This window comes from Natronobeatus ordinarius (assembly GCF_024362485.1).
Taxonomy (GTDB): Archaea; Halobacteriota; Halobacteria; order Halobacteriales; family Natrialbaceae; genus Natronobeatus; species Natronobeatus ordinarius.
This window is the reverse complement of sequence record NZ_CP101456.1, coordinates 2,922,165-2,936,662: the sequence shown is the minus strand read 5'-3', so window position 1 is coordinate 2,936,662 and position 14,498 is coordinate 2,922,165. Positions and strand designations below refer to the sequence as shown.

Genomic DNA, 14,498 nt, shown 5'->3' with positions numbered 1-14,498 from the left:
TCGGCTATGACTCCTGACGAGCGAGGACGTGACGTGGTCCTCGTCGACGGTGCTCGGACGCCACACGGAACGTTGCTCGGCGGGCTCGCCGACGTCGAGGCGGTGTCGCTCGCGCGGACGGCGATCGACGGGTTGCTCGAGCGGGCCGACGTCGACGGCGACGAAATCGACTGGGTGAGTCTCGGCAACGCCATCCAGGCGGGGATCGGCCAGGTTCCCGGCCGGCAGGCCGTCGTCGAGTCGTCACTCCCGAACGAGACGCCGGCGACGACGGTGAACGAGGCCTCGGGTTCGGGGCTGCGGGCGATCACCCTCGCGGCGGATCGGATTGCGGCTGGCCGGTCGAAGTTCGCGGTCGCGGGCGGCTTCGAGTCGATGACCAACGCCCCGTGGATCCTGCCTGAGTACCGCAAGGGACGCCGGTACGGCGACGTCACGCTCACCGATTCCATGATCCTCGACTCGCTCTGGGACGTCAACCTCGACGTCCACATGGGCGAGATCACCGAGGGACTCGTCGACCGCGAGGACGTCTCCCGGGCAGCCCAGGATCGGTACGCCCTCGAGAGCCACCGGCGGGCAGCCGAGGCGATCGACACGGGCGCGTACGACCCGGAGCTCGTCCCCGTCGAGACGCCCGATGGGATCGTCGAGCGCGACGAGGGGCCGCGTCCCGAGTCGACGTTCGACGACCTGGCCGCACTGGCGCCGGCGTTCCGCGAGGACGGGACGATCACCGCGGCCAATGCCTCGAAGCTCAGCGACGGCGCTGGCGTCGTGTTGCTCGCCGACGCCGAGGCGGCCGCCGACCACGGGCTCGAGCCGATGGCGACGGTCGCCGACTACGACCTCGTCTACCGGAATCCCGACGAGTTCAACGAGGCGGTGGGCGACGTCGTCGAGGGGTTACTCGAGCGCAACGACCTCGCGGTCGACGACGTCGGCGCCTGGTGGCTCAACGAGGCGTTCGCCGCCCAGTCGGTGTACGTGATGGAGCGACTCGGGATCCCCCGCGAGAAGCTGAATCCGCGCGGTGGTGCGATCGCCTACGGCCACCCGATCGGCGCCTCCGGCGGGATGCTCGCGACCTCGCTGGCCTACCAGCTCCACGACGAGGGACTCGAACGCGGCCTGGTCGGGATGAGCGTCGGCGGCGGCGGTGCGATCGTGGCGCTGCTCGAGCGGCGGTAATCGTCACCGACGGGCGTCGACGTCGCTTCCGAACGTGATAGTGGACCGAACAGCTTACTATCGACGAGCCGTCGACTCTGGTATGACGCTTCCGCCCACCAGCCGCTCACGTCGACTGGACGGTGAGCGGTGATGTCGCTGGCTTCCCTGAGCGCCGCGTCACGAACCCCCCTGATCATCGCAGCCACGGAGTGTCGACGGACGGTGCGCGTGGTCGCCGGTGACCGGACGAAGCTTCTCCTGCTCGGCGTCGTCGCCCTGTTCGCTCTCGGACCGTCGCTGCTCGTCGGGCTGCTGTTGCTCCCCGTCGCCGGCGAGCACCTCGCGGCGGAGGGTGCCGACGCGTTCGGACCGATCTCGGCTGTCGAGGCCGTCACCGGCGCGACCGCGCTCGTCTGGCTGTTGCTGACGCTGATGGCCACGATCCGGACGGTTACGACCGTTGCCGACGTCGACGAGCCGGCGTGTCTCCTCGTCTCGACGCGACTCCGGAACGTCGTGATCGGACTGGTCGGAGCCGAGGTAGCGTTGTTCGCCGCCTGGGTGCTTCCACCTGCGGTGGTCCTTTCAGCGGCGTTCGCACGCGGCGCGGGCACGATACGTCCCGTTCTCGTCGTCCCGGCCGTCGCCGTCCTCGTCTTGCTCACCGCCGTCCCCGTCGGCTTCCTGCTCGGCATCTGGATCCGACACCTGCTCACCGTTTTCGAACCGATCGCCCGGTACCGGACGCCGCTGATCGTCGTCGTCGCCGTCGCCTACTTCGGGGCGATCGCGGCGGGCTGGCTGGACGCCATCACGGTACACCTGTTCGGCCTGCTCTCGGGGAGCCCGCTGGGCTGGCCCGGCCACCTCTTGCTCGTCGCCATCCCGGGCGTCTCACCGTCGACCGTCGGCGTCGGTGGCGCGATCGTCGGCTCGGCGTTCTTCGCCACGCTCGCCGTTGCCGGGGGCGTCGCCTCCGCCCGCGTCCACTGGTTCGCCGACCCCGCCCGAACCGACGAAGAGCCGACGGCCGAGGTCGGCTCTTCTGACCGACTCGGGAGCCTGCTCGAGCGCGTCGGTTCACGCCCCGTCCGGACGGTGGCCGTCACCGCGATCCGTCGAACGCGGCGAGCACCGATCCGGCTGCTGTACGTCGTCTATCCACTGTTCGGCGCGATCTTCGTCGTCGACGACGTCGTCGCGACCGGGACGCTCCCGACGCACGTGGCCGTCCTGCTCTGTTTCTACGTCGTCTGGGGGGCCGGCGCGCTGTTCACGCTCAATCCGCTCGGCGACCTCGGGCGATCGCTCCCGGCCGTGATGACGTCGACCGTCTCGGGCCGACAGGTGATCCTGGGTCGACTCCTCGCTGGTGTCCTCGTCGCCGTTCCTACCGGGCTCGTCGTCGCCCTCCTCGTGGGAGTGGTGAGTCCACTCACACTCGAGCAGACCGCGCTACTGGTGACCGCAACCGTCGCCGGAGTGGTCGCCACGCCGGCGCTCGCCGTCGGCGTCGGCTCGGCCTTCCCGCGCTTTGGCAGCGTCCGGGTGACGAACAACCGCGAGGCGGTGATGCCGAGCAAGACGGCGTTCGCCGGCTACACGCTCGGAATCGTCGCGCCGGGGGTGTCCGCCCTCGTCCTCTACGTCGACGGTGCCCCTGGACTGGTTGCAGCGCTCGCGACGGGGTTCCTCTCGCTCCTGCCGGGCCCCGAGGTGGCCGTTCCCGCGACCGTCGTGACCGTCGCCGCCTGGGTCGTCCTCGCGCTCGGACTGGCCGCGCCGCTGGTCGCAGTCGGCTACGCGATTCGACGGTTCGACGGCTACGCACTCGAGTGAGCCGGCTCGAGCGACCCTCGACGAATCGACACCGACGCTACTGGAACCTCGAGTCGTTCCCTACGGTCTCGGGTAAGTTACTATGAAGTAATCGCACAGGTTACGTTCTGCACAGCTATCATTTCATAATCACCTCGCTGTAATGGACCTGGCATGAGGGGTATCAGCCGGGAAGAATTGACAGGCAAATGCCTTCCCTCAGAAGGTACGCAGTGATGAAGCACTATCAATGATAAACGAAACACGATCGTCCTCAACGGCCGAGTCGTCTCTCAACGAGCGACTCGAGCGACTCGAGTCGATCATCGAATCCCAGCAGGAGACCATCGAAAAACTCGAGGATCGAAACGAGACGCAGCAGGAGACGATCGAGAAACTCGAGAAGGAAACGGACGAGCGAACGAATCGGGACGACTCGAGTGGATTCTCGCTGGTCAGCAGACGTTCAGCACTGGCCGGGATCGCGGGCCTGGCCGGCCTGGGAGCGATGTCGTCGTCGGCCAGCGCGGCGACTCCGCAGGGACAGGTCGGGACCGCCGACCGGCCGCTGAACGCACTCTACGCGCAGCAACTCCAGGGTGTGCCCGACGGCGAAACGCCGTTCGACGTTCTCGTCGGCAGTGAGCGCGCGCTTCGTTTCACTGCCGGAGACGGCGGGGATGCCGGGAACGTGATCGCCGGCCACTCCACGAACAGCGTGGACGGTGACGGCTTCGGCGCGACGATCGGCGGAGGTGGGGAATCCCTCGCTCCAAACACCGTCAGCGGATCGTATTCGACGATCGGGGGCGGCCTCGGGAACGAGACTGGCGACGAGCAGGCAACGGTCGGCGGTGGCAGCGACAACGTCGCCAGCGGCGGTTCTTCGACAGTTGGCGGGGGCGAACACAACGAAGCCAGCGGGAACCGATCGACCGTCGCTGGCGGGGATGTGAACGAAGCGAGTGGGAGCCGATCCACCGTTGGCGGCGGCTTTCAAAATACGGCCGACGGGACACGTTCGACGGTCAGTGGTGGCGATCAAAATCAAGCGGGCGGGACCAACGCGTTCGTCGGTGGCGGCGAGAAAAACGAGGCCAGCGCTTGGAACGCAACGGTGGGCGGCGGCTACGAAAACACCGCTAGCGGGCAGCATTCGACCGTACTGGGTGGCCGAAACAATACGGCTGATGGAACCTACAGCGTCGTCGCCGGGAGAAACGCGAATGCCTCGCGCCCCGGCCAGTTCGTCTTCACTGACTCCCACACCGAGACTGAAAATCACTCGACCGGGATCGCCAATCGCTTCTACTGTATGTTCCAAAACGGCTATTACTTCCGCACCGACTCCGTCGAGGGCAACGCGGGCGTCTGGATGGGCAACGGTGACACTTCGTGGTCCGCTATCAGCAGCGCTGAATCGAAAACGAACATTACTCCCGTCGATGCGAAAGCCGTCCTCGAGAAAGTGGCTAACCTCGAGCTCAGCACCTGGTCGTACAACTGGCAGACCGACACCCGCCACATGGGGCCGATGGCCGGCGAGTTTTTCGAGGCGTTCGGACTCGGTGGCAGCGACGAAGGGATTCAGACGATCGATGCCGACGGCGTGTTGTTCGCCGCCGTCCAGGGTCTCGCCGCCGAGTTGGCAGACCGCGACGAACGGATCGACGACCTCGAGTCTCGAGTCGAGGAGCTCGAGCGCGATGAGGCCGTCGCGACCCCGGAGGTGACCGCGGATGACTGATCGCTCGATCGGCGACTCGAGGCTGGCCCTCCTCTCTATGGTCCTCCTCGTCGGCCTCGCAGCCGTGGTCGGCGCCGCCGCGGGAGCCGGGGTCGGAGACACCGTCACCAGCATCGTCGGCGACGACGAACCGGAGCCGATCGACGATTCGATGGGCGATCTCGAACTGGTCACACAACACGACCTCGAGCCGGCGTCGCTCGAGGACCCCGCCGACCTGACGTGTGCAGTGGGCGAAGACACGGGTCCGGTCTGGGTGACCGACACCGGCCTCGAAGTTGTGGACGACGGTCCCGGCGGGTCGCCGTATCCGGAGTTCCTCGACGATGAAACGGTCGCGTTCGGCAACGTGACCTTCAGCACCGACGGACCGGGTGTGCTCATCTACGAAGGTGGCACCGGATCGGTCACCTGCATCTCGGCCGTCGACGCGACGCTCCGGATCGACCCAGCCGACGCCGACGCCGTGGCCATCGACGGGGCGGTGGACGCGCTCTCGTTCGGTGCCGTCGACTACGACAGCGACGAGACGGACCTCGCCTACGACGCACCGGCCGCGTTCGACCTCACGCTCGAGCCCGCCGAGGCGAACCTCTCCGACGGAACGGAAGTGGTCGCGACCGTCGACGGCTCGACGCTCGAGTCGACCGTCGAGGACGGCCAGGTGACGTTCACGCTCCCCGGCGGCGAGCACGACGTGACGTTCCAGACCGAGATCGGTCTCGCGAAGTACGCCGGCGACGACGGAACCGTCGGCACCGACGGACTCCGCGACGCGATCGACGACTGGCGATCCGGCGAGATCGGCACCGACCTGTTACGGGACGTGATCGACGCCTGGCGATCCGGCGAGGTGGTCACGTGATGGGGGCGCCGCTCGAGCGAACCGCACCGGGAATCACCGCTTCGAGAGCGGACACCCAGCGTCCCGGAACGCGCTCGGCGGTATCCGGGTCAATCGACCACAGGGTGGTGAGCGATGCACCGAACGCATCACGGGCGAGTGAGGACGAGCAACCGCGAAACGCCGAAACCGAGACCAAACGAAACGAGGAAACTCATGACTGACGAACCACAGCGATCGACGGAGACGACCGACGAACAGTCCATCGAAGACCGCATCGAGGCGCTCGAATCGATCATCGAGAGCCAGCAGGAGACGATCGAGCGACAGGAGAATCGGATCGACGAACTGGTCGACGACGGTCCGGCGGCCCCACCGTCCAGTGACGGCGGAACGCTGTCGGTCGGTCGCCGCGGCGTCCTGCAGGCGGGTGGCGCCCTCGCGTTACTGGGCCTCGGAGCCGGGACGGCCACCGCTCAGACGCAGCCACAGGGGCAGGTCGGAACCGCGGATCGCCCCCTCAACGCGTTGCACACGGTCGACCTCGAGGCGACCGAGATCGTCGCGACGACGGACGACGACGACGCCACCGGCGTCACCGGCCACGCATCCGCCACGGATGTCGCGGCGGAAACCCGCGGCGTTGCCGGAATCGCCGACGCCGACGCGAACAACGGTTCGACCCCGGAAGTCGTTCCTGCCGGAGTCGAAGGAACGGCGACCGGCGACGAAACCACCCACGGCGTCAGGGGCGTCTCCGAATCCGTCAACGGACGGGGTGTCGCTGGCTTCGCTACCTCGGACGACTACGACCACAGTTCGTTCACGGGCTCGGGCATCGGCGTCTCCGGCGTCACCGATCTGAGTGGCGACGACGACGGGGTGGTCGATGCTGGTGGCGTCTTCGGGATGGCGGCGGCGACGAGCGGGATGGCCTACGGGGTTCTCGGGCGAAGCTATACACCGGATGGCTGGGCCGTTGGTGGAATTGACTCGTCGGGGTCGGGCTACGGGGTGTACTCCTCCGGCGACAGCAAGACGGACGGCGACCACGAGACGACCGGCGACACCGAACTCGGTGGCGAGCTCGCGTTCGCGGACGAAACCCCGCAGCGAACGGCCGGCCCGATCGCGAAGGGCCACATCAACGCCGATGGGTCGATCGAGAACGCCGTCAACGTCGAGAGTGCCCAGTGGAACAGCGGTGGAGAGCGCTACCGGATCAATTTCACTAACGAATATTACTTCTTCAACAACTATGTGACCGTCGTGACGCCAGTCAACCATGCCCAGTGGCGCATAACCAGCAACTCCGGCGACCTCATTGTCGAGTTCGAGGATTCCGACGGCAACGCCGTCCAACGAGCGTTCCAGTTCGTAACGTACAAGCTACCGAACGGGACGGTGACGACGACGGCGGAGACGGCAGACTCGAGCGAGCACTCGGATACGCTGACGTCGGACGAGCCAAACGGGGCGGCGGACCCGAACTCGTAGTTGGGCGCTCGAGTGACCGATTCTGCCGGGTAAACGAATCGATGACGGGTCACACAAACTGGCGCGCTTAGGGACGACGATGGTGATGACCTGTCCCGTGAATAAACCAATCGACTGTAGCAACATACTTCGAGGTAACCTCGAAGATTACTCGTTCGTTAGTCCGGGTTTATGATCGTTTGGCTGAATGAGCGGGCATGACCAGATGGACCGCTGTGCGGTCGTCGCCATCGCGAATACAAGTAGCTGGGATACTCGGTGTCCTGCTGCTCGCCGTCTCGATCGGGTTGCTGTTCGGGGCAGTCGGCGGCGTGACAGCCGGTGTCGAGAGTGCCGACCACGAGGCGACGGGTCACGCCGACGGCGTCGAAGTCCTCGAGGATGACCTCGAGGGAGACGGGACGCCGGACGATCCGTACCGGATTCACGGCGTCGACGAACTGCAGGCGATAAACCAGAATCTCTCGGCGCACTACGAGCTGTCGGGTGATATCGACGCGAGCGAGACTGCAAACTGGAACGGTGGTGACGGGTTCGAACCGATCGGTGACAGGATGGACGACGACCCGATTATCCTGATCGCAGACGATGAGTCCGACCCGTTCACCGGCTCGTTCGACGGGAACGGATACGTCATTTCGAATCTCACCATCGACCGAACTGACGAGAACGACATCGGTCTGTTCGGTGTCGCGGCGGGCGCGACGATCGAATCGGTCGAACTCGAGAACCCGTTCGTGAAAGGGGACGAAAACGTCGGTGCGGTTGTGGGTGAGCTGACGGACGGCGAACTGCACGACGTGACGGTCACCGACGGCTACGTGCGGGCGTACTACGGGAGCAACGGTGGTGGGCTGGTCGGCACGCTCGTGAACGGAACGGTCGACTCCGCTCACGTCGACGGCCAGGTTCGTGGGAGCGGGGACTACATCGGGGGGCTGGTCGGAGTGATGGACACCAATGACGCATTTCACACCAGCGTCGTTCAGAACTCCGCTTCGGCGGCCGACGTCGACGGTGGAATGTACGTTGGCGGTGCCGTCGGAGAGATCCAAAGCGGGTACGTGGCCAACACCTACACCGCGGGCAACGTGACGGGCGATTACGAGGAAACGATAAAAGCAGGATACCGATTCGGCGGCCTCGTCGGCTCGATCAACGAGGGCGTCGTGGAGCGATCGTACGCGACCGGCGACGTCAACGGAAGCAATCAGGTGGGTGGACTCGTCGGAAACGTCGGCAGTAGCGGGCAGGTAACTGAGACGTACGCCACTGGCATGGTGACGGGAGACGTGACGGACGACTCCGACCACGGCGGTCTCATCGGGCAGAACGACGGTGACGTAACCGACTCCTACTGGGACTTCGAGAACAGCCCCGAACTGGCTCAGAACGACGGCGTCGGTTCCGGTGATACCACCGGCATAACCGGACTTTCGACCGACGACATGACTGGCGAAGACGCCGAGGACAACCTGCTCGAGTTCGACTTCGCGGACACATGGACGACTACCGATTCGTACCCGGCGCTCGCGTGGGAGCTCGAGCACCCCCTCACACCGTACACTGACGGCGATGGGATCGTCGGGACCGATGGGCTCCGGGATGCGATCGACGACTGGCGGGGCGGCGAGATCGACACCGACCTGTTACGGGACGTGATCGACGCCTGGCGATCCGGCGACCCGGTCGTCTGACGACGGCCGTCCCTGCGAAAACGGTGGTTTTGGACTCGAGTGCGGTGACGTGACGATCGACGTCGGTCACAGTTGAGCCGTGAGCTGCTGGTTCGATCGTGACCCATGAGCCGGCAGGGGAGGCTCGCCACCGTAGCCGTCGCTCTTCGACCGAACGGATGCGCTCCGTGACCAGTACGGCTGGCAGCAGGAGCGATACGACGGCGCGGACACTGTGGGAGTGCTGACCAGCGACGACAGTTGTGGAACGGGCCGATTCCATGGGCCCACTCAGCACTCGGCTTTCTCAGCCCGTCGTGTGGCTTCCCCGAGAACTTACTCTGAACTCATCGCATACATTACTATCAGATCACCTAACAAATATACACAGTCATCGTAAGTGAACAGTATGGAGAGGCAGAACGAATCGAAGCGACGAGCAGTTGCGGGCACACGAGATGCGGATCAGCGAACCGGGCGCAAGGCTGGAGCCAGTGAATCGATCTCGCGACGGACGGCACTCACGACGATCGGGGTTGGGCTCACGGGTGCCGTCGTTGGGTTCAGTGGAACCGTGAGTGCGGATGAGTTTGCCGGCGGTTCCGGTACCGAACAGGACCCCTACCAGATCGAGACGTGGGGGCAACTCGAGAACGTCACGTCCAACATGGACGACCAGTTCGTGCTGATCGACGACCTGGACGAGGAGACGGCCGGCTACGACGACTACGCGGCCCCCTCGGCGAACGGTGGCGAGGGATGGGATCCGATCGGGACCAGTACGTGGCGGTTCGACGGAACGCTCGACGGAAACGGCCACACGATTTCTGGTCTCGCGATCGACAGAACTGGAACGGGGGACGACTACATCGGGTTGTTCGCAAACATCGGTTTCGATGGGGAAGTAACGAACCTTCACGTCGACGTGCCCGGTGTGACAGGGAGGAATAACGTCGGCATCATCGCAGGTGGATCGGGGGGTGAGATTACCGACTGTTCGGCGAACGGGGCCGTTACTGCGGAGGACCAGTATCAAGCTGATTTTGCCGGTGGGCTGGTCGGTCGTAACGACGGCTCCATCGTGGACTCCCACGCGACGGGGCCCGTAACTGGTGACATCACTGTCGGCGGATTGGTTGGAAAGAACAACGGAAGCATCACGAACGCCTCTGCGACGGGAATCGTCGAAGGCGCGATGTCCTTCCTGGGTGGATTGGTCGGAGAGAATACGGGGACGATCTCGAAATCGTGGGCGACGGGTGATGTCTCTGATATCGACCTCTCGTGGACCTCGACCGGCGTCGGCGGATTGGTCGGAAAGAACTCCGACGATGGCGTGATCGAAAATTCCTACGCCAGAGGGAGTGCGACGATCAACGGTAACGACAACGTCGGTGCGTTAGTCGGTGAAAACGTCCAGCAGGCAGAGATCAGAACGTCGTACGCGACGGGAGCAGCCTCCGGACCACTGGCTAACGAGGGCGGGGTGGCCGGGCTGAACCAGGCCACCGTCGAAGACGTGTATTACAATTCGGATGTGATGGATTCCGCCTTCGGCGAGGTCGACGGCGGAACGGGCTCAGGGACCGGACTGTCCACGGACGAGATGCAGGGTGCCTCCGCCGAGGACGAGATGGACGACCTCGATTTCGACGGCACCTGGACGACCACCGACGGATACCCTGAACTCGCAGCCGAGGACGATGACGAGAGCCCCCTCGAGCCGTACACCAACGAAGACGGCGTCGTCGAGACCGACGGCCTTCGCGACGCGATCGACAACTGGCGCGGCAGCGAGATCGATACCGATCTGTTGCGCGACGTGATCGACGCCTGGCGAAGCGGCGATCCGGTCAGCTGAGCTGTCTCACATATAGCCCAGATCGCGCAGCCGTTCCATCAACTCCTCTTTGTCCTGGGCCCGCCCGGCGCGTTCGGTCGTTCCCTCGAGGTCCTGTAACCAGGCTGGCTCGTCGTTTGCTTTCTCCGTGCTGATCTCGCTGCCGAGCGATCGAAAGCCCTCCCAGTACTTCGGCGAGACGGGGGTGTCTTCGGGCTCGAGGTCGCCGGGCATGTCGTCCGTTCCCTCGGGGACGTAGCCGTCGTCGGGGAACGCCGCTACGGTGTCGGGAACGACGAAGTTCCAGAACGCCTCCCAGACGGCGGCCTCGTCGAACTGGAGGATCGGGTGGACGCGGTCGTGGGGCGGGTAGATGTCGGGGTCGTGCCGTGGCGAAAAGAACGTCTCGTCCGCGCGAGCTTCCTGTTCGTCCCAGCGGACGCCCGAGATAACGCCGTCGACGTCGTCCGCCTCGAGCGCGTCGTTCAGCGCGACGGTCTTCAACAGGTGGTTACCCGCGTAGGTGTCGAGCAGGAAGGGGAAGCTGTCCTCTTCGTACTCGAGGATCTCGCGGACGTGGTGCTGATTGTGCTCTGAGAGCGCCTCGATCGGGATGTCGTCGCCGGGTTCGAGGTCCTCGGCCTCGACGTACTCCCCGATGTCCTCGTTTCGGGCGTAGACGACCTCGAGGTCCCACTCGTCGGCCCACCGGTCGACGAACGCGTGGATCTCGTCGAAGTGCTGGTAGTGGTCGATAAAGATCGCCGTCGGCAGCTCGTGGCCGTACCGTTCGGCGACCTCTTTCACGAAGTAGAGCACGAGCGTCGAGTCCTTCCCGCCGGTCCACATCACTGCGGGATTCTCGTACTGTTCGAGAGCCGTCTCCGTGACCTCGATGGCCTTCTCGATCTTGTTCTGGATGTGCGGGTAGTCCTCGGGGTCCTCGTCAGTGCCGTCTTGATAGTCGACGGCTACGTAGTCAGGGAAGTTCTCCAGCATGAGTCGTAATTAGATATAATTAGCTCGTGTAAATCGTTTGTGCCGGCGGAAACCTCTGACGGTAGACTCGTTCCGTGGGCGACCGAACCCTGCCGTCGTGGCAAGAACGTGTTCCTCGAGGACGGTCAGTCGAGGCTCGGTATCGGTGAGGCCCAGCTCGTCGACCAGCGGCAAGAGCGCCTATGTGTCGGTGTCGACGATGGTGCAGCGGGCGTGCTCGGTGGCAGTCATCGATACGGTGTGACGATCAACACGGCGGATACGTCTCGACTTCCCGTTCGGCCAGTTCGACGTGCACCGACTGGAGATGATCGATCTCGACCGTGAGCGAGTCGGCGCGCAGGTCGTAGACGTGGCCGCCGCCGTCGCGGTCGGCCGTGATGAAGTGTGCGTGGTAGCCCGGCGGGTGGATCCCCTCGAACTGTTCGGGGATGAAGAACGTCGGCATGCTCCCCTCGACGCCCTCGAACTCGAAGATCGTCTCGTTCTCGAGGACCTTCTCGAGGGTCGGATACGGTTCGATCTGTCCGTCGACGCTTCGCGTCCGGAGGTACTCGAACGTCCCCTCGACGCGCAGCGCGTGGAAGTGGTCGGTTCGGGGCAGCTCCTCGGTCACGCGGTCGCCGAAGTCGGCGAAGCTCTCGACGTTCTCGAGTTCGACGGTCGCGTCGGGCTCGAACGCCGTCACGGCGGCGAACGGCGTCCGCGTCGAGCGCTCGAGCTCGGTCGCCGTTCCGTCACCGCTGACCGCGTACGCCTCGCCGTCGACCACCGCCAGCTCGCCGTCGATCCCGTTGACGGTTCCGAGGCCGAAGCCGCCGTTGTCGAGGAGCTCGCCGATGGCGACCTCGTCCGAGAAGTGGCCGCAGCTGAGCGCGTCGATCGTCGAGACGTGATACAGCGTGTCCGATCCGTCCCCCGCGTCGGCGTTCTGTCCCTGCTCACGCTTCGTCGCCGGCGCGGCACAGCCGGCGAGGGCGCTCGCGAGGCCCACGAGAACGGTACGTCTGTGTTCCCCCATCGTGTTCGTCTTGTGAGGACTCTATAATATAGATACGTATACGCGACGAACTCGCCGACCGGCTCCGGCTGGGGCGACCTCGTGCTCCGCCAAGCGTCGACTGCAGGGTCGAACCGGCTTTCAGCGACGAATTCGACCCTGCAGAGCAGGCTTGGCAAAGCACTAGTACTCCGCCAACCGTCGACTGCAGGGTCGAACCGGCCTTCGGCGACGGATTCGACCCTGCAGATCTGGCTTGGCAAAGCACTAGTGGCTTCCCAAGCCTGAATTGATGAGCGAAACCAGCTGAACACAATCGGTTTCGCTCATCAGTCGACGGTTGGGAGGGTACTAGGGGAACGTCCCCGCTTCCTCGAACGCGTCGACGACGCGCTGGATCGAGACGACGTACGCCGCGGTGCGGAAGTTCTCGAGGTCGTGTTCTTCGTACGCCCCGGTCAGCGCGTCGAAGGCGTCGCCGATGATCGCCTCGAGTTCGGCGTTGACTTTCTCCTCGGTCCAGTAGAAGCGCTGGCGGTTCTGCACCCACTCGAAGTAGGAGACGGTGACGCCGCCGGCGTTCGCTAAGATGTCCGGGATGACGACGACGTCCTTCCCGGCGAGCACCTCGTCACCCCCGGGGGTGATCGGCCCGTTGGCGGCCTCGGAGATCACGTCGGCTTTCACGTCCGCGGCGAGCTCGGCGTCGATCGCGTTCTCGAGGGCGGCCGGGATCAGCAGGTCGACGTCGAGGGTGAGCAGCTCGTCGTTGGTGAGCTCCTCGTCGGCGTCGGCGTAGCCCGACACCGACCCCGTCTCGTTTTTGAACGCCTTGACGTCGCGGGCGTCGAGACCGGCTTCGTTGTAGACGGCGCCGCTCGAGTCGGAGACGGCGACGACGGTCGCGCCGAGTTCCTCGACGAGCTTCGCGGAGATCCAGCCGGCGTTGCCGTAGCCCTGGACGGCCACGGTCGCGTCGGCGATGTCCCGTCCGAGGTAGTCGAACGCCTCTCGAGCGGCGATCACGGTCGAGCGGCCCGTCGCCTCGACGCGACCCTCGCTACCGCCGCTGTCCAGCGCCTTGCCGGTGATGACGCCCGGCTCGGTCGTGTCCTCGATCGTCTCGTAGGTGTCCTTGATCCAGTTCATCTCCCGCTGGCCGGTGTTGACGTCCGGGGCGGGGATGTCCTTGTCCACGCCGATCATGGGCGTCAGCTCCGCCGCGAACGCACGGGTGATGCGCTCGAGTTCGGCCTCGCTGTACTGGGAGGGGTCGACGATGATGCCACCCTTGCCGCCGCCGAGCGGAATGTCGACGATGGCCGTCTTGTACGTCATCCACCCCGAGAGCGCCTTCACCTCGTCGCGGGTGACGTTTGGGTGATACCGGATGCCGCCTTTGTACGGCCCGCGGTCGCCGTTGAACTGCGAGCGAAACGCCTTGAAGCGACCGAGCGAGCCGTCATCGAGTTCGACGGTGAGGTTCGTCTCGAGCACGCGCTCGGGGTGTTTGAGGCGCTCGATAACGTCGTCGCCGACGTCGAGGTACGCCGCTGCGTCGTCGATCTGCGACTGCAAACTTTCGAACGGATTCGCTTCCTCGCTCATTACTCGCCACCTTTTCTCGACCCCAAAATAAGCGTGCCGAATAACGGCCAAGGTATGGGATATAATAACATACTATTTCACCATACTGTGTCCAATGCTTTAGATTGTCGAATGGACGTCTCGGCCCGTAGAGTCAGTCGATAACCGGTCGAACGTCCGCTTTCGCTCGGCGAGCGGCGTTGACGATTCCGCATCGTTCGCCGCATAGCTGTAAAATCAGCGCACACGCTGTGAGAACGTATCCGCCGCGACCTGTGCAACCACGTCGGACCCCGGGGTAGCCAACGACACGTCGC

The 14,498-nt window shown here is 64.9% G+C and carries 10 protein-coding genes; 7 read left to right on the top strand and 3 right to left on the bottom strand.

Annotated features, from left to right (window positions below):
- Positions 1-6 precede the first annotated feature (6 nt).
- The 7 genes from NMQ09_RS14940 to NMQ09_RS14910 all read left to right on the top strand — a co-directional run bounded on the left by NMQ09_RS14940 (position 7) and on the right by NMQ09_RS14910 (position 10,616).
- Entirely contained in the window at positions 7-1,191 is a 1,185-nt protein-coding gene (locus NMQ09_RS14940) for a thiolase family protein (protein WP_255191380.1), read from the top strand.
- Positions 1,192-1,323: 132 nt separating this feature from the next.
- Positions 1,324-3,012: a hypothetical protein gene (locus NMQ09_RS14935; protein WP_255191379.1), complete on the top strand. Its 1,689-nt coding sequence runs from the start codon at positions 1,324-1,326 to the stop codon at positions 3,010-3,012.
- Positions 3,013-3,241: 229 nt separating this feature from the next.
- Positions 3,242-4,738 carry a tail fiber domain-containing protein gene (locus NMQ09_RS14930; protein ID WP_255191378.1) on the top strand — a complete coding sequence of 499 codons (1,497 nt, stop codon included), beginning with the start codon at positions 3,242-3,244 and terminating at the stop codon, positions 4,736-4,738.
- Positions 4,731-5,603, top strand: coding sequence for a hypothetical protein (locus NMQ09_RS14925; RefSeq protein ID WP_255191377.1), 873 nt, complete (start codon positions 4,731-4,733; stop codon positions 5,601-5,603). The genes NMQ09_RS14930 and NMQ09_RS14925 overlap by 8 nt, the downstream gene beginning before the upstream one ends.
- 195 nt (positions 5,604-5,798) lie before the next feature.
- Positions 5,799-7,079, top strand: a complete 1,281-nt coding sequence (locus NMQ09_RS14920) for a hypothetical protein (protein ID WP_255191376.1) — start codon at positions 5,799-5,801, stop codon at positions 7,077-7,079.
- Positions 7,080-7,276: 197 nt separating this feature from the next.
- On the top strand, positions 7,277-8,776 hold the full coding sequence (locus tag NMQ09_RS14915; protein WP_255191375.1) for a M26 family metallopeptidase: 1,500 nt from the start codon (positions 7,277-7,279) through the stop codon (positions 8,774-8,776).
- A gap of 388 nt (positions 8,777-9,164) precedes the next feature.
- Positions 9,165-10,616, top strand: a complete 1,452-nt coding sequence (locus NMQ09_RS14910) for a GLUG motif-containing protein (RefSeq protein ID WP_255191374.1) — start codon at positions 9,165-9,167, stop codon at positions 10,614-10,616.
- 6 nt (positions 10,617-10,622) lie between these two features.
- On the opposite strand, the gene NMQ09_RS14905 is transcribed toward NMQ09_RS14910, so the two are convergent.
- The 3 genes from NMQ09_RS14905 to NMQ09_RS14895 form a co-directional block, all read right to left on the bottom strand.
- The gene (locus NMQ09_RS14905; protein WP_255191373.1) at positions 10,623-11,594 is read right to left on the bottom strand and encodes a phosphoadenosine phosphosulfate reductase family protein; all 972 of its coding nucleotides are present in this window, start codon (positions 11,592-11,594) and stop codon (positions 10,623-10,625) included.
- 247 nt (positions 11,595-11,841) lie between these two features.
- Positions 11,842-12,615, bottom strand: coding sequence for an acetolactate decarboxylase (gene budA / locus NMQ09_RS14900; RefSeq protein ID WP_255191372.1), 774 nt, complete (start codon positions 12,613-12,615; stop codon positions 11,842-11,844).
- A gap of 330 nt (positions 12,616-12,945) precedes the next feature.
- Complete coding sequence (locus NMQ09_RS14895; protein ID WP_255191371.1) at positions 12,946-14,202, bottom strand: Glu/Leu/Phe/Val family dehydrogenase; 1,257 nt, start codon at positions 14,200-14,202, stop codon at positions 12,946-12,948.
- Positions 14,203-14,498: the final 296 nt, after the last annotated feature.